The organism is Faunimonas sp. B44, assembly GCF_052655945.1.
The window spans coordinates 308,483-324,247 of sequence record NZ_JBQYEX010000003.1 but is presented as its reverse complement, the minus strand read 5'-3'; the positions used below and the strand labels follow the sequence as shown (position 1 = coordinate 324,247).

At 70.6% G+C, this 15,765-nt stretch carries 16 protein-coding genes and 1 riboswitch; of the genes, 6 read left to right on the top strand and 10 right to left on the bottom strand.

The window, feature by feature from the left end; translation table 11 throughout:
- Positions 1-47: 47 nt before the first annotated feature.
- The 7 genes from ACUN0C_RS07660 to ACUN0C_RS07630 all read right to left on the bottom strand — a co-directional run bounded on the left by ACUN0C_RS07660 (position 48) and on the right by ACUN0C_RS07630 (position 6,085).
- On the bottom strand, positions 48-269 hold the full coding sequence (locus ACUN0C_RS07660; protein WP_445465740.1) for a hypothetical protein: 222 nt from the start codon (positions 267-269) through the stop codon (positions 48-50).
- An 8-nt stretch (positions 270-277) separates the two neighbouring features.
- Positions 278-1,849: an aminomethyl-transferring glycine dehydrogenase subunit GcvPB gene (gcvPB, locus tag ACUN0C_RS07655; RefSeq protein WP_445465739.1), complete on the bottom strand. Its 1,572-nt coding sequence runs from the start codon at positions 1,847-1,849 to the stop codon at positions 278-280.
- A gap of 2 nt (positions 1,850-1,851) precedes the next feature.
- Positions 1,852-3,195 (bottom strand): aminomethyl-transferring glycine dehydrogenase subunit GcvPA, encoded by a 1,344-nt coding sequence (gene gcvPA / locus ACUN0C_RS07650; protein ID WP_445465738.1) that lies wholly within the window; start codon positions 3,193-3,195, stop codon positions 1,852-1,854.
- 1 nt (position 3,196) lies between these two features.
- Complete coding sequence (locus ACUN0C_RS07645; RefSeq protein ID WP_445465737.1) at positions 3,197-3,679, bottom strand: OsmC family protein; 483 nt, start codon at positions 3,677-3,679, stop codon at positions 3,197-3,199.
- Positions 3,680-3,686: 7 nt separating this feature from the next.
- A complete protein-coding gene (gene gcvH / locus ACUN0C_RS07640) occupies positions 3,687-4,055 on the bottom strand; it encodes a glycine cleavage system protein GcvH (RefSeq protein WP_445465979.1) in 369 nt (122 codons plus the stop codon).
- Positions 4,056-4,072: 17 nt separating this feature from the next.
- Positions 4,073-5,197, bottom strand: coding sequence for a glycine cleavage system aminomethyltransferase GcvT (gcvT, locus tag ACUN0C_RS07635; protein ID WP_445465736.1), 1,125 nt, complete (start codon positions 5,195-5,197; stop codon positions 4,073-4,075).
- A 154-nt stretch (positions 5,198-5,351) separates the two neighbouring features.
- A riboswitch (glycine riboswitch) is annotated at positions 5,352-5,451 on the bottom strand.
- A 79-nt stretch (positions 5,452-5,530) separates the two neighbouring features.
- Positions 5,531-6,085 carry a hypothetical protein gene (locus tag ACUN0C_RS07630; protein ID WP_445465735.1) on the bottom strand — a complete coding sequence of 185 codons (555 nt, stop codon included), beginning with the start codon at positions 6,083-6,085 and terminating at the stop codon, positions 5,531-5,533.
- Positions 6,086-6,265: 180 nt separating this feature from the next.
- Here ACUN0C_RS07630 and ACUN0C_RS07625 point away from each other — a divergent pair, with 180 nt between their 5' ends.
- Positions 6,266-7,393, top strand: a complete 1,128-nt coding sequence (locus tag ACUN0C_RS07625; RefSeq protein WP_445465734.1) for a site-specific DNA-methyltransferase — start codon at positions 6,266-6,268, stop codon at positions 7,391-7,393.
- Positions 7,394-7,411: 18 nt separating this feature from the next.
- Here the strand turns inward: ACUN0C_RS07625 and ACUN0C_RS07620 are convergent, their stop codons facing one another.
- From ACUN0C_RS07620 to mutY, 3 genes are read right to left on the bottom strand one after another with little or no spacing between them, the layout of a single operon-like run.
- Positions 7,412-7,732, bottom strand: coding sequence for a DUF718 domain-containing protein (locus ACUN0C_RS07620; protein ID WP_445465733.1), 321 nt, complete (start codon positions 7,730-7,732; stop codon positions 7,412-7,414).
- Between the two features lie 59 nt (positions 7,733-7,791).
- Positions 7,792-8,463 (bottom strand): HAD family hydrolase, encoded by a 672-nt coding sequence (locus tag ACUN0C_RS07615; RefSeq protein ID WP_445465732.1) that lies wholly within the window; start codon positions 8,461-8,463, stop codon positions 7,792-7,794.
- Complete coding sequence (gene mutY, locus ACUN0C_RS07610) at positions 8,460-9,578, bottom strand: A/G-specific adenine glycosylase (RefSeq protein WP_445465731.1); 1,119 nt, start codon at positions 9,576-9,578, stop codon at positions 8,460-8,462. The genes ACUN0C_RS07615 and mutY overlap by 4 nt, the downstream gene beginning before the upstream one ends.
- 55 nt (positions 9,579-9,633) lie before the next feature.
- On the opposite strand from mutY, the gene ACUN0C_RS07605 reads away from it, so the two are divergent.
- From ACUN0C_RS07605 to ACUN0C_RS07585, 5 genes are all read left to right on the top strand, one after another.
- Positions 9,634-10,101: a DUF721 domain-containing protein gene (locus tag ACUN0C_RS07605; protein ID WP_445465730.1), complete on the top strand. Its 468-nt coding sequence runs from the start codon at positions 9,634-9,636 to the stop codon at positions 10,099-10,101.
- 90 nt (positions 10,102-10,191) lie between these two features.
- Positions 10,192-10,851, top strand: a complete 660-nt coding sequence (locus tag ACUN0C_RS07600) for a DsbA family protein (protein WP_445465729.1) — start codon at positions 10,192-10,194, stop codon at positions 10,849-10,851.
- A gap of 36 nt (positions 10,852-10,887) precedes the next feature.
- A complete protein-coding gene (gene smc, locus ACUN0C_RS07595) occupies positions 10,888-14,346 on the top strand; it encodes a chromosome segregation protein SMC (RefSeq protein ID WP_445465728.1) in 3,459 nt (1,152 codons plus the stop codon).
- 208 nt (positions 14,347-14,554) lie between these two features.
- Positions 14,555-14,944 carry an AtpZ/AtpI family protein gene (locus ACUN0C_RS07590; RefSeq protein WP_445465727.1) on the top strand — a complete coding sequence of 130 codons (390 nt, stop codon included), beginning with the start codon at positions 14,555-14,557 and terminating at the stop codon, positions 14,942-14,944.
- Positions 14,945-14,977: 33 nt separating this feature from the next.
- The gene (locus ACUN0C_RS07585; protein ID WP_445465726.1) at positions 14,978-15,751 is read left to right on the top strand and encodes a F0F1 ATP synthase subunit A; all 774 of its coding nucleotides are present in this window, start codon (positions 14,978-14,980) and stop codon (positions 15,749-15,751) included.
- Positions 15,752-15,765: the final 14 nt, after the last annotated feature.

Sequence of the window (15,765 nt, the reverse complement as noted above, 5' to 3'; positions counted from 1 at the left end):
ACGGTCGTCCGAGCTTCCACCAGGCGGATCACGACGGAACCCCGACCCTAGTCCCCCGCGCCTTCCTCCTGCAGCCGGATCAGCATGAGGACAGCGGCGCGGGAGAGGGCGCGGTCGCGGGCGTCGCCGAGGTCCTCCTCGAAGCGCCGGCAAAGCTTCAGATAGAGCGCGTGGAGGCGGCGCACCTCGGGGTCCGGATGGTCCTCGAACGCGCCTTCCAGCCGGGCGATCGTCGCGAGGATCTCGGATGTCTCCGGGATTCCGTCCATCGGGTCTCCTATTCCGCCGCCTCCCCGATCGGCTCGGGCGGCGACCATTTGAGAACAGGCTGGCGCGCCGCCCGGGTCTCGTCGAGCCGCCGGCGTGGCGCGTAGCGGGGCGCGTCCTTGAAGCGATCAGTGTCGCCCCGCTTTGCGGCCATCACGAGGTCGCGCAACGTCGCGACGAAAAGATCGAGGCTCGCCCGCGATTCCGATTCGGTCGGCTCCACGAGCATCGCGCCATGCACGACGAGCGGGAAGTAGACCGTCATCGGGTGGAAACCCTCGTCGATCATCGCCTTGGCGAAATCGAGCGTCGTGACGCCCGTGCCGTCCAGGAAACGGTCGTCGAAGAGCGCCTCGTGCATGGCCGGATGATCGGGGAAGGACACGCTCATCAGATCGTCGAGCCGCGCCCGTATGTAGTTCGCGTTGAGGACTGCGTCCTCCGCGGCCTGCCGCATCCCGTCGGAACCGTGCGAGAGCATCCAGGCATAGGCGCGCACGAACATGCCCATCTGGCCGTGGAAGGCGGTCATGCGCCCGAAGGGGCGAAGAGCCGCTTCGTCGCCGGAATCCTCCACGAGCCGGTACCCCTCTGCCTTCCTCACGATCGCCGGCAGCGGGGCGAAGGGGGCGAGCGCCTCCGACAGCACGACCGGACCGGCGCCCGGCCCGCCGCCGCCATGTGGGGTGGAAAAGGTCTTGTGCAGGTTGATGTGCATGGCGTCGACGCCGAGCGCTCCCGCCTTCACCTTGCCGAGAATCGCGTTGAGGTTCGCCCCGTCGCAATAGAAATAGCCGCCGGCCGCATGGACGGCCTCCGCGATCTCGCACACCTCCGGCTCGAAGATGCCGCAGGTGTTCGGGTTCGTCAGCATGATCGCCGCAACGTGGCCCTCATGCTCGGATGCGAGCCGGCGCACCTCCGCGGCCGCAACCGTGCCATCCTGGCGCGCCGGCACGTTGACGACCGTGAAGCCGAGGAGGGCGGCAGTGGCCGGGTTCGTGCCGTGCGCCGATTCCGGCACGAGCACGATCGTGCGGTCCTCGCCGCGGGCGCGGATCGCCGCCTTGATCGCCATCATGCCGCAGAGCTCGCCATGCGCCCCCGCCTTGGGGCTCATGGCGACGGAGTGCATGCCGGTGATCTCGATCAGCCAGCGGCCGAGCTCGTGGACGAGCTCCAGCGCGCCCTGCACCAGGGGCTGCGGTGCGAGCGGGTGGAGATCGGCAAAGCCCGGCAGCCGCGCGACCGATTCATTGAGCCGCGGATTGTGCTTCATCGTGCAGGAGCCGAGCGGATAGAGGCCCGCGTCGATGGCGTAGTTCTTCTGGCTGAGGCGGACGTAGTGGCGCACCGCCTCCGGCTCAGAGAGCGCGGGGAGGCCGATCGGGGCCTTGCGGCGGTGCTTGCCGAGCCGGTCGCCGGAATGGTCCGGCACGTCGATGTCGACGCCGGTGATGTCCGTCCGGCCGATCTCGAAGAGAAGCGGCTCCTCGATCTGCAGCGCGCAGTTGCCCGTGAAGGTTTCGCGCTTGCGCTCGACCGGCGCGGCGCGGGTGGGGCGGTCGTCCCTGTTCAGCATGATCAGAGCGCCTCCTCGAGCGCCTCGGCGAAACGGGCCACGTCCTCGTCGATCGCCGTCTCCGTGGCGGCGACGAGGAGGAGGTTCGCGAGTTCGGGCCGGGCCGGCTCCAGCCGCGAGACGGGCAGGCCGGCGACGATGCCGCGGGCCGCGAGCGCGTCGACGACCGGCGCCGCCGGCTTCGGCAGCCGCACCGTGAATTCGTTGAAGAAGCTCTCGTTCAGCACCTCGACGCCCGGGATCCGCGCGAGCGCGTCGGCCGTGCGGCAGGCGCGGACGTGGTTGGCGGTCGCGAGCTCCCTCAGCCCCTTCTCGCCGAGCAGCGTCATGTGGATGGTGAAGGCGAGCGCGCAGAGGCCGGAATTGGTGCAGATGTTGGATGTCGCCTTGTCGCGACGGATGTGCTGCTCGCGCGTGGAGAGGGTGAGGACGAAGCCGCGCCGGCCTTCCGCGTCGACCGTCTCGCCGGACAGCCGGCCCGGCATCTGCCGGACGAATTTCGAGCGGGTGGCGAAGAGCCCGACATAGGGGCCGCCAAAGCCGAGCGGGTTGCCGAGCCCCTGGCCCTCGCCGACGGCGATGTCCGCCCCTTGCGCGCCCGGCGGCTCGACGAGCCCGAGCGAGACCACCTCGGTGAAGACGGCGACAAGCAGCGCGCCGTGCCGGTGCGCCGCTTCCGCGATCGGCGCGAGGTCGATCAGCTGTCCGTAGAAGGAGGGCGACTGCACGACGACGCAGGACGTCTCGCCGTCGATCGCCGCGACGATGTCCTCGGTCCCGCCCGGGTCGGGCGGCAGGGCCGTGACCTCGTCCTCGGCGAGATCGGAAAGGGTGGCGATCACCTCCCGGTAGTGCGGGTGGAGACCGCCGGAGACGACCGCCTTCCCTCGCCTGGTGATGCGGTGCGCCATCAGCACCGCCTCGCCGGCCGCCGTCGAGCCGTCGTACATGGAGGCGTTCGCCACCTCCATCCCGGTGAGGTTCGCCACCTGGGTCTGGAACTCGAAGAGATATTGCAGCGTGCCCTGGGCGATCTCCGGCTGGTACGGCGTGTAGGAGGTCAGGAACTCGGAGCGCTGGATCAGGTGGTCGACCGCGGCAGGCACGCTGTGGCGGTACGCGCCGGCGCCGAGGAAGAACGGCCCGTCGGCGGCGGCGTGGTTCTTCCGGGAGATGGCGCGGAGCGTGCGCGTGACCTCGAGTTCGGTCTTGCGCTTCGGCAGATCGAGGAGCCGGTCGAGGAGCTTGTCCTCCGGCACGTCGCGGAACAGCGCGTCGATCCGGGCGGCGCCGATGGCCGCCAGCATGTCGGCGCGATCCTCTTCGGTGTGGGGCAGGTAGCGCATGTCAGTGCGCTCCCGCCGGTGCGGGCACGCCCTCGACCGTGACCTCCGCCTTCACGGAGTTCGAGATGTAGCAGGTGTCGTGGGCGCGGTGATGGAGGTCGGCGAGCGCCGCGGCGTCCGGCTCGGCGTCGAACACGATCTTCGGCCGGAGCACGACGCGGGTGACCGCCATCTTGCCGGGCGCGATCCGCTCCATGGTGCCGACCGCCTCGTCCTCGTAGGAGCGGACGACGAGCCCGGCGCGGCGGGCGAGATCGAGGAAGGTCAGCATGTGGCAGCTCGAGAGCGCCGCCACGAAGGCCTCCTCCGGATCGACCGCGTCCTCGCGCGAGAGCGGCAGGTGCACGACGGAGGGCGAGGCGGAGGCGGGCACGGTGACGCCGCCGTCGAAGCGCCATTCGTGGCCGCGGCTGTAGCGGCCCTTGGCGAAATCCCCGCCGTCGTGCCGCCAGACGATCGTGGCGCGGTATTCGTGTGCGGACATGGTCGGCCTACAGAGTCTCGGTGAAGGCGCCGTAGCCCTCGTCGTCCAGCAGGGCGTCGAGCTCGGCGGGGTTGGAGAGGCGGAGCTTCATGAACCAGCCGCCCGTCTCGGGCGCCTCGTTGACGCGCTGCGGCGCGTCGCCGAGCTCGGCATTCACCTCGACCACCTCGCCGGAGACAGGCGCGTAGATGTCGCTCGCCGCCTTCACCGATTCCACCGTCGCGGCGGACTCGCCCTTCTTCACCTTCAGCCCGACCTCCGGCAGCTCCACGTAGACGACGTCGCCGAGCTGGTCGGCGGCGTAGGCCGTGATGCCGACCGTGGCGATGTCGCCCTCGGTCCTGACCCATTCGTGGTCCTTGGTGTAGCGCAGCACCATGGTCTCTCTCCTGATCATCTGACGTAGCGGGGTGGCACGAAGGGCAGGGCGATGATCTCCGCCGGCTCCGGGCCGCGGCGCCCGCTCACCTGGATCGCGGTGCCCGGGGCGGCGTAGGCGGCGGCGACGTAGCCCATCGCGACCGGGGCATTGATTGTCGGGCCGAAGCCGCCCGAGGTGACTTCGCCGATGCGGGTCCCGCCCGGGCCGAGGATCTCGGCCCCCTCCCGGACGGGGGCGCGGCCGGCGGGACGGATGCCGACACGCAGGCGCCGCGGGCCGTCCGCAAGCTCGTGCAGGATCCTGTCCGAGCCCGGGAACCCGCCCGTCTCCCGCCGCGCCTTGGCGACGGCGAAGGCGAGCCCGGCCTCCACCGGGGAAGTCGTCTCGTCGAGGTCGTGGCCGTAGAGCGGGAGCCCGGCTTCCAGGCGGAGCGAATCGCGCGCGCCGAGGCCGACGGGCTTGACCTCGGGCTCGGCGAGGAGCGCGCGGGCGACCTTCTCCGCCTCCGCGGCCGGGATCGAGATCTCGAAGCCGTCCTCGCCGGTATAGCCGGAGCGCGAGACGAGGCAGTGCGTGCCGTCGAAGGTCGTCTCCGTCGCGTTCATGAATTTCAAGCCGGCGACGTCCGGGCAGTGGCGGGCGAGGGCGTCGACCGCCTTCGGTCCCTGCAAAGCGAGCAGCGCGCGATCCTCCTCGCTGCGCAACCCGATGCCTGCGGGCAGGTGCTCGCCGAAATAGGCGTCGTCGATCTCTTTCCGTCCTGCGTTGAAGACGAGGAGGAGCCTGCCGTCGGCCCCGGCGGGGCGGGTGACCATCAGGTCGTCGATGATGCCGCCGGTCTCGGACAGGAGCAGCGTGTAGCGCATCCGCCCCTCGCCGAGAGCGGCGAACGCGCCCGGCGTGAGCGCCTCGAGCGCTGCGGCCACGCCGGAATGTTCGGCGCCGGCGAGCACGCGCTGGCCCATGTGCGACACGTCGAACAGCCCGGCGCTCTCGCGCGTCCAGCGGTGCTCGGCGAGGATGCCCTCGTACTGGACCGGCATCGAATAGCCGGCGAACGGGACCATGCGGCCGCCGAGCTCGCGGTGGAGGTCGAAGAGCGGTGTCGTTCGGAGATCGCCTGGTGCTTCGGTCATTCCGGCTCCTGCCTAAGGTGAACGCACGTCGGCCTTCGCCGTTCGTGCCCCCCTCTGTCGCAGGACCTGAGAGATTCCCGGGTCTGGCCCGGTTACTCCTTCGGTGAGCCGGCCGGAATCCTGACGGTTCCGCCGGCTGCTTTCCAGAGCGCCGCTCGCCTTCACGGTCCTTGGGCCTGAGAGTTTCCGGGGCGGTTGCTCCTTCGGCGCCCCGCCGGCCTCGCGATCGGCGGGAACTCTCCCGTAAAGGCGTATTTCACGCGGGCCGTGGCGTGACCCGCGGGCGCGAGACTTGCCGAGCCGGTCGCGCCTGTCAATCGCTGCGTTGCGGAATCAGCCCTTGGCCTGTTCGTCGAAGCCGAGATAGATCAGGTAGTCCCGGTGGTTGCCCGGCGAGGGCACGGTGATCTCGTAGACCTCGGTGAAGACCGTCGAGAGTTCCGGCGGGATCGTGACGCTCAGGCGATAGAGATTGGAGCTGACGACCGATTCGCCGGCGCGCGTGACGGCGATCCGCAGCGGCACCGGGACCGTCGCCGGCCCGCCCCTCGGACCTGCCACGACCCGGCCCGAGACGCCGACGCGGATCAGCAGGTTGCCCTGTCCGTCATAGAGGCATTCCCGCGCGGTGTTCCCGATCGACGCCTGCCAGATCACGGCCGACTGGTCGTTCTCGCGGCCGCGGTCGAACCGGCGCAGCACTTCCGTGCCCTGGCGGACACGGAGCGGCGGACAATAATCGGGGCCGATGAAGCGCCGGACGTCGAGCGGCTGCGCTTCCGTCGCGGGGGCGCTTCCCCCCGAGCCGCCGCCGAAGCCCTGGCAGGCGGCGAGGGCGAGCGCGAGCAGCGGTCCCGTCGCGAGCCGCAAAACCTTGGAAAGCCCCATCTTCCGATCCCGATCCCGAGGTACAGCGCCGGCTCTATAGCAGCCCCGGCAGCACGCCGGAACCGGCTGGATGGCGTTTACCCGGCGTTTACCGTGCTTCCTAACTACCCGTTCACCGTGTTTCCTAACCCCGGCTTCACCGTGCTGGGCGAGTCTCTCCCGAGGAGTTCGGGAGTTCTCATGCGTAGCGAAGCAGCGGTCGCCGTTCCCTCTGCCGGGGCGTCCTACCTCGACACCATCATCCGCGGCGATTGCGTGAGCGCGCTGGAGAGGCTGCCGGCGGCCAGCGTCGACCTGGTCTTCGCCGACCCGCCCTACAATCTGCAGCTCGCCGGCGACCTCCACCGGCCCGACCAGTCCAAGGTCGACGCCGTCGACGACGATTGGGACCGCTTCTCGGATTTCGCCGCATACGACGCGTTCACGCGGGCCTGGCTGCTCGCCTGCCGGCGCGTGCTGAAGCCGACCGGCGCGATCTGGGTGATCGGCTCCTACCACAACATCTTCCGGGTGGGGGCGATCCTGCAGGACCTCGGCTTCTGGATCCTCAACGACGTGGTCTGGCGGAAGACCAACCCGATGCCGAACTTCCGCGGGCGGCGCTTCCAGAACGCCCACGAGACGCTGATCTGGGCGTCGCGCGCGCAGGACGCGAAGGGCTACACGTTCAATTACGACGCGCTGAAGGCCTTCAACGAGGACCTCCAGATGCGCTCCGACTGGGTCATTCCGATCTGCACGGGGGAGGAGCGGCTGAAGGACGGGTCGGGGCGCAAGGTCCATCCGACGCAGAAGCCGGAGGCGCTGCTCTATCGGGTGCTCCTTTCCACCACGCGGCCCGGGCAGGTCGTCCTCGATCCCTTCTTCGGCACCGGCACGACCGGGGCTGTCGCCAAGCGCCTCGGGCGCCATTTCGTCGGCGTCGAGCGCGATCCGGACTATATCGCCGCCGCCGAGCGCAGGATCGCGACGGTGGAGCCGGCTGCGGGCGCCGATCTCAAGGTGGTCGAGGGCAAGCGCGCCGCGCCGCGCATCCCGTTCGGCAACCTGCTGGAGACCGGATTGCTTTCCGCCGGCGCGACGCTGACCGACAGCCGCAGGCGCTTCGCGGCCACGGTGCGCGCCGACGGCTCGTTGCTGTGCCGCGCCGGCGGCCGCACGCACGAGGGTTCCATCCACCGCGTCGGCGCAGCCGTGCAGGGGCTGGAAGCCTGCAACGGCTGGACCTTCTGGCACCATCCAAGGGCCGGCCGGCTGGAGCCGATCGATGCCTTGCGCGAGGAGCTCAGGCGCGTGGTATGGGCCTGAGAGCCGCGCCCCCGAGCGTCAGGCGACCCTGCGCTCGGCGGTGCCGGCGATGTCCACGACGGCCGTTCCCGACACGGGATCGGTGACGCCGAGCCCGCTCCCGAGATCCTCCAGCGTGTCGCGGAAGGTGTCGAGGATGCCGATCATCCAGCTCCGCGCAGCGGCGATGTTCTCGAACGCATCCCATTCCCCGATGAAGCAATAGGCGTGTTCGCCGGTCTGCACGACGGTGGCGCGGCGGAATCCCGTCGGCTCATCGCGGATGTTCCGGTGGGGCTCCAGGAACTCCTCCTCCCGCCCCGGCTTCACGCGGAAGCGCACCACATTGAATGCCGACATGACGTTTCCTCCCGGCTGCGAGCGCGGGAAAGATCATACGCCAGGCCGGCGGCCTCGGCTCAGGGAAACGCCTGAGTGCTCCCCGAGCCGGAAGTCAAATTTGCGCTACTCTCCTCATGCGTGAGCGGAATCCCGTAGCGGGCGAGATCCTCCGCCATGCGGCCGGCACCGGTGAACAGCTCCGCGTGCCAGCCGGCTTCCCGCGCCGCCGCCACGTTCGGCGGCGAATCGTCGAAGAAGAGCGTCGCGGCGGGCGCGAGCGCGCAGCTTTCCGCGTGGCGGGCGTAGATCGCCGGATCCGGCTTGGTGAGGCGCACCGCGCCGGAGACGGTCACGCCGCGAAACCATCCCAGGAACGGGAAGGCGGGGACCGTGATCGCATAGAGGTCCTGATTGAAATTGGTGAGCGCCGTCACGTCGTGGCCTGAACCGATCAGTTCGGAGAGGATTGCCACCACCTCCTCGTCGGCCCCCTCGAACATGTCGAGCCACCCGGTCCGGTAGGCGCGGATGAGATCGGCCTGTTCCGGATGCCGTTCGGCGAGCGCCGCGATCGCCGCCTCGACCGGCTCGCCCGCATCGAGGGTCAGGTGCCATTCCATGCTGCAGACCTCGCGCAGGAAGCGCTCGCGCTCACCCGCGTCGGGAATGAGCGTTCGGAACGGCCGGTCGCGGTGCCAGGGCAGGAGCACGTTGCCGATGTCGAACACGATGTGCCGGATCGGCGTCATGGCTTCCTCTGGACGAAGAGGGCATCCGGGCATGCGGCGGCGATCGCCTTCCGCATGACCGAGGGGAGGGCCTCGCCGTTCACCTCATGGCGGCCGCTCCACCAGCACCCCGCCGGCGGCGCCGAGTGGTCGGGCAGGTCCGCCTGCATGATCGTGAGGCGGAGCTCGAAATGCGTGAAGACATGGGTGATCGAGCGGTCCGCGATCCGCCACGCTGCGTCGAGCGGCGGTTCGGTCGGCGCGTGCGGATCGTCGCCCCACGGCCCGCCGGGCACTTCCGCCATTCCGCCGAGGAGGCCCTTCGGGGGGCGGCGCCGGAGGAGGATCGCCCCGTCGCCCCGCACGGCGACGAAGGCGGTGCCGTGCCGGACTGGCCGCGGCGGCTTCCGTGCCTTCACCGGAAACGCCGCCTGCGTGCCGGCGGCAAGTGCACGGCAGCCATCGCGCCAGGGACAGAGCGCGCAGGCCGGACGCTTGGGCGTGCAGATGGTCGCGCCGAGATCCATCAGCGCCTCGGCGAATTCTCCCGGACGATCGGCCGGCACGAGCGGCGCGAGCCGATCGCGGATCTCCGCCTTGGCGCGCGGGAGCGGCGTCGCGATCGCAAAGGCGCGCGCGATCACGCGCTCGACGTTTCCGTCCACGACGGGCGCCGGCTCCCCGAATGCGATCGAGGCGATCGCCGCCGAGGTGTAGGCGCCGATCCCCGGCAAAGCGGCGAGCCCGGCGGCGGTCTCCGGAAAGCGTCCCGCGGCGGCGATTGCGCGGGCCGCCGCGATGAGGTTGCGGGCGCGCGAATAGTAGCCGAGCCCCGCCCAGGCCGCCATCACCTCCGTCTCCGGGGCGGCGGCCAGATCCGCGACCGTCGGCCAGCGCGCGAGAAAGCTGTGGAAATAGGGGGCGACCGCCGTGACCGTCGTCTGCTGCAGCATGATCTCCGAAAGCCAGACCGCATACGCATCCGGCCGCAGCCCGCGCCGCCTCTCCGCCGGCCCGACGCGCCAGGGCAGGCGGCGGGCGTGCCGGTCGTACCAGGCGAGCAGCGAGGCCGCATCGACGGCCGATGGGTCCTCCTGCTTCCCGGCGAACGCGCCATCGTCTAATGCTCGAGACATCGCCCCACTGTGCAGCCGGATCGGCGGCGCGCAAGCCGGGAAGGAGTGGCAGCAGATGTCGCAGCCGGGCTGGACGTCGGCAAAGCCGGTCGGCGATCTCGTCGCCGGGACGCTCGATCCGGTGCTGCGCAAGCGCGGCCTCGCGCGGATGGAGATCGTGGCCTGGTGGCCGGAGATCGTGGGCGAGGCCTATGCGGCGCTGACCATTCCCGAGCGCATCCGCTGGCCGCGCGACGGCCGTGCCGCGACGCTCGTCGTCCGCTGCGACCCCTCCGTCGCGCTCCAGCTCTCTTACGAACTGGAGCCGGTGCGGCAGCGGGTGAACGGCTATTTCGGCCATTCCGCCGTCGGTGCGATCAAGATCGTGCAGCATCCGGTGGGGGCGGCCCGACGCTCCGCCCCGACGCCCCGGGAGCCCGACCCGGCGAAGATGGACGGACTGGAGCGCCGGCTCGACCACGCCGACGAAGGGTTGCGTGCTTCGCTCCTGGAACTCGGCAGGGCGGTCCTCGCGCGATCGTGACCCGTCCCGCCGCCGGTCACGCCGCCGAAGTGACGGCCCGGCATTGCATGCCGCAATTCAGGCCCTATTCAGGGCGAGACGGCGACAACAGTGAAAACTAGCCTCAAGGGAATCCAGATGCTGCTCGATCGGAGAACATTCGTGCTCGGCGCCGCAGCCGTCGGGCTCGTCATGGCCGTGCCGGGGCTCGCGCTCGCGCAGGAGGCGGTCGACACGAACCTCCTCCATGCCGCGCCGCCGCTCGGCGACAAGGTGCTGGGCGATTCCGCTGCGCCGGTGACGGTGGTGGAATACGCCTCCATGACCTGTCCGCACTGCGCGAGCTTCCACAACAACACGCTCGACGCCTTCAAGGAGAAGTACGTCGACACCGGCAAGGTCCGCTACATCTTCCGCGAGTTCCCGCTGGATGCCGCCGCGTTCGGCATCGCGATGCTCGCCCGCTGCGCCCCTGCCGACCAGTATTTCAACGTGGTCGACGTCTATTTCGAGCAGCAGCAGAACTGGGGGCGCTCGCAGCAGCCCTACGATGCGATCCTCGACATCGCCAGGCAGTTCGGCTTCTCGAAGGAAAGCTTTGACGCCTGCCTCTCGAATCAGGCCATGTTCGAAGGCCTGAATGCCGAGAAGGAGCGGGCGGCGAACCAGTTCCGCGTCGAAGCCACCCCGACCTTCTTCATCAACGGCAAGAAGATGTCCGGAGCGCTGTCGCTTGAGGAGTTGGACAAGGAGATCGAACCGCTCCTCTGAGGAAGCGCCCCGCCCCGGGCTCGGTCTGGCCCGGGCATGAAGTTCACGCGTCTCCGGATCACGGGCTTCAAGTCCTTCGTCGAGCCGGTCGACGTGCCGATCGAGCCCGGCCTGACCGGCGTGATCGGGCCGAACGGGTGCGGAAAGTCCAACCTCGTCGAGGCGCTCCGCTTCGTGATGGGCGAGAGCTCGCACAAGGCGCTGCGCGGCGGCGGCATGGAAGACGTCATCTTCGCCGGCACGAACGCCCGTCCGGCGCGCAGCTGGGCCGAGGTCAGGCTGTCGGTCACGACGCCTGCGGGCAGGGCGCTCCCGACCGGCGTTCCCGGCGGCGAGCAGATCGAGGTCGCCCGCCGCATCGAGCGCGATCTCGGCTCCGTCTACCGGGTCAACGGCCGCGAGGCGCGCGCCCGGGACGTCCAGCTCCTGTTCGCGGACGCAGCGACGGGCGCCCGCTCGGCGGCGCTCGTCCGGCAGGGGCAGGTCAGCGAACTGATCGCGGCAAAGCCCGTCCAGCGCCGCGGCATCCTGGAGGACGCAGCCGGCATCGGCGGGCTGCACGCGCGGCGGCACGAGGCCGAGCTGAAGCTCGGACAGGCCGAGCAGAACCTCGCGCGCCTCGACGACGTCACCGCCGAAATCTCCGCGCAACTCGAATCGCTCCGGCGCCAGGCGCGCCAGGCGTCGCGCTACCGCAACCTCTCCGGCGAGATCCGCAAGGCCGAGGCGGCCTTGTCGCTCGTGCGCTGGCACGCCGCGGTGGAGCGCCTCGCCGAAGCGGAGCGCGCCCACGGGAGCGCGCTTGCGGCGCTCGCCGACGCGATGGCGGCACAAGGCCAGGCGGCGCGGGACGAGGCGGTCGCCGGCGATTGCCTGCCGCGGCTGCGGAACGAGGCGGCCGCCGCTTCCGCCGCCCTGGACCGGCTCAGGATTGCCGCCGCCGAGATCGAGCGCGAAGCCGAGCGGATGTCCGCACGCCGCCGCGAACTCTCCGATCGGGTGGTCCAGACCCGGACGGACCTTCGGCGCGAGCAGGAGATCGCGCAGGAGGCGAAGGGGCAGATCGCGACGCTGGAGGCCGAGGACGAGCGCCTGCGGCGGGATTGCGACGGCGAGGCGTCGGCCGTGGAGGCGGCACGCCGAAGGGCCGAAGCCCTGTTCGCCGACGCCGTGCGGGCGCAGCAGACCTTGACCGGCGCATCGGAAGCGCTTGCCGCAGCGACCGCCGAGCGCTCCGCCGCCGAACGGGTCGTCCGCGACTGCGACGCCCGTCTCGAGCGGGTGCGCGCCGACCTCGCACGGGCAACGGCGGAGAGGGACGCGGCCGCTCGGCCGGATGTAGAGGCCGGGTGCGGCGATGCCGCTTCGGCCCTGGAGGCCGCGCTGTCTCGCCTGAGGGATGCGGAGGCGGCTCTCCAGTCCGCCGAGGCCGATTTCGCTGGGGCCGGTGAGGCCGAGCGCGTCGCCGGGCCGCCGCGGGACCAGGCGGAGCGCGCCTTGAGCGCGCTGCAGGCCGAAGCGAAGACGCTGGCGCGCGTTCTGGAGATCGACGGCGGCAGGCGGCATTCGCCGGTCATCGACGCGATCCGCGCCGCCCCGGGCTACGAACAGGCCCTCGTGGCTGCGCTCGGTGAGGACCTCGACGCGCCGCTCGATCCCGAGGCACCCGGGCATTGGGGTGGCGCCGATGCCGTAGATGGAGAGCCGGGCCTTCCCGCCGGCTGCGAGTCGCTCGCGGCACGCGTCGAGGCGCCGGCCGCGCTGGCCCGCCGCCTCGCCCAGGTCGGCATCGTGCCCGAAGGGGAAGCGCTTCCCGCGGCCTCGACGCTCGCCCGCGGCCAGCGCGTCGTGACCCGCGACGGCGCCCTCATGCGCTGGGACGGCTTCACCGTCCGCGCCGGTGCGCCGACGGCCGCGGCGAAGCGCCTGGAGCAGAAGAACCGCCTGGTCGCCCTCGTCGACGAGGTGAAGGCAGCGCAGGACCGCGCGTCCGGGGCGGCCGCGGCCCTGGCTGCGGCCCGCGCGGCGCGGCAGGATTTCGAAGGTCGGCTGGCCCAGGCACGGGCAGCCGCGCGCGACGCGCGCCGCGCGGCCGACTCGGCCCGCAGTTCCGCCGCCGAGGCGGAACGCCGCTTCGCCCGCGAGGCGGAACGCCGGTCGGCCCTTGCGGCGACCGTGGAAAGGCTCGAGGCGGAGCAGATGCGGCTGGCCGGCGATGGCCGGGCCGCAGCCGAAGCGCTGGTGGCGCTCCCGCATGCCGGCGATCTCGCCGCGCGGCGTGACGCGGCCGCTCGCGACGCGGCCGCGGCGCAGCAGGCGGCCCGCGAGGCGCAAACGGCGGCGGAGCAGGCCGCAAGTCGGGCCGCGGGCCGCCGGCGCCGCCAGGAGGCCGTCGCCACGGATCGCGCCCGCTGGGCGGAGCGCGCTGAGCGCGCCGCCGTCCGCATGGCTGAGCTGGACGCGCGGCTTGCCGCGGCGGAGCGGGACCTCCAGCAGGCGGACGAGCTGCCGGACACGCTCGATGCCCGGCGCAGGGCGGTCGTGCGCGAGATTGCCGCTGCCGAAGAGGGCGCTGCCGGCAGCGCGGCGACGCTGGCGGCCGCGGAGGCTTCGCATCGGGACGCCGCCCGCCGCGCGCGTGCCGCGGTCGAAACGCTATCCTCGGCGCGCGAGGCCAAGGCCCGCGAGGAGGAGCGTGTCGCCTCTGCCCGCCAGGCGCGCGACGATCTCGCCCGCCGGATCGGGGAGGTCTTCGCCCGGCGCCCGGATCAGCTCGCCGAGCTTGCCGACGTCAAGGCCGGCGCGCCTCTGCCGGAGCCGATCGCGATCGAGACGCGTCTGGAACGGCTGAAGGCGGAGCGGGAGCGCCTCGGCGGCGTCAATCTGCGCGCCGAGGAGGAGGCGGCCGATCTCGAGGAGCGCCGCGCCACGATGGAGCGCGAGCGCGCCGACGTCGAGGCGGCGATCCGCAGGCTGAGAACGGCGATACAGGGCCTCAACCGGGAGGGGCGGGAGCGTCTGCTCGAAGCCTTCAAGGCCGTGAACGCACATTTCCAGAGCCTCTTCACGCGGCTCTTCGGCGGCGGTTCGGCCGAACTGATGCTGGTCGGCTCCGAGGATCCTCTGGATGCGGGGCTGGAGATCATGGCGAGGCCGCCCGGGAAGAAGCCGCAGCTGATGACGCTTCTTTCGGGCGGCGAGCAGGCGCTGACGGCGATGGCGCTGATCTTTGCGGTCTTCCTCACCAACCCGTCCCCGATCTGCGTTCTCGACGAGATCGACGCCCCGCTCGACGACGCCAATGTCGAGCGCTTCTGCGCGCTCCTCGAGGACATGCGCGGCCAGACCGAGACCCGCTTCCTGGTCGTGACCCACAACCCGATCACCATGGCGCGCATGGACCGCCTGTTCGGCGTGACGATGGCTGAGCGGGGGGTGTCGCAGCTCGTGTCCGTCGATCTGGAGACGGCGGAGCGGATGCGCGAGGCAAGCTGACGCTCCGGATCGGCTCTTGCCGCAAGACGGAATGCCGCACCACCGTCAGGTTCCAGAAAACCTAATCGGATCAGCCACTTATGTTCGTATGCGGTGTCCTTGACACCCTTTGGGGGCAAAACTATGGTGCGCGCGGTTTCGGAGGGGCCTTACCCGCCGGTGCACTTGTGCGGCCGCCCGACGTCGGGTCGATTGGACGGAGATCGACATGACGCAGGACGATCCTGCAGGTGACGGCGGCAGACGGGCCCCGGCTTCCGATGCCGATCTCGCCCGGCGGCTGAACCGCCTGTCCCAGTCGCTGAACGCGGAACGTGCGGAACGCACGCAAGCGGCGCGGCCGACACGAACCGCCGGGACCAATTACGCGCTGGCCTTTCGGCTCGCCAGCGAGTTCGTCGCCGGCATCATCGTCGGCGCGGGGCTCGGTTGGGGTTTCGACAAGCTGGCGGGATCCGCGCCGTGGGGCATGATCGTGTTCCTCATGCTGGGCTTCGCGGCCGGCGTCGCGAACGTCCTGCGCACGGCGGGGAAGATGACGACGAATGCCGGCCGGACCGACGGTCCGGCCAATGGCGGCGGCGAGCCGCGGAGCTGATCTGGCCCGTTCGGGCGAAAGAAGGGTTTTGGCGTGGCGACAGAAGCAGACGCTTCCCGGGTCGATCCGGTCCATCAGTTCGCGATCAACGACATCGTCGATTTCGGCGAGATCGGCGGGCTTGATCTGGCCTTCACGAATTCCGCGCTCTTCATGTTCCTCGTGGTCGGGACGATCGCGAGCTTCCTGATTCTCGCCACCCGCGGGCGCGGCCTGGTGCCCGACCGGATGCAGTCGCTCGCCGAGATGTCCTACGAGTTCATCGCCGGCATGCTGCGCGAAACCTCCGGTTCGGAGGGCATGCGCTTCTTCCCGCTCGTCTTCTCGCTCTTCATGTTCGTGCTGTTCGCGAACCTGTTCGGGATGATCCCCTATTTCTTCACGGTCACGAGCCACATCATCGTGACCTTCGCGCTCGCGCTCCTCGTCATCCTGACGGTCGTCATCTACGGCTTCTACCGGAACGGCACGCGCTTCCTGCACCTCTTCGTGCCGGAGGGCGTTCCGGGCTATCTCGTGCCCCTCGTCGTGCTGATCGAGGTGATCTCGTTCCTGTCCCGCCCGATCAGCCTTTCGGTCCGCCTCTTCGCCAACATGCTGGCCGGCCACATCACGCTGAAGGTCTTCGCCGGCTTCGTGGTCAGCCTCGGCGCGTTCGGTGTGGTGGGCATGGGCGGCGCGATACTGCCGTTCCTGATGGCGATCGCGCTCACCGCGCTCGAGTTCCTGGTGGCATTCCTGCAGGCCTACGTCTTCGCGATCCTCACCTGCATGTACCTGAACGACGCGATCCATCCCTCGCACTGAGGGGCGGTCGCAAC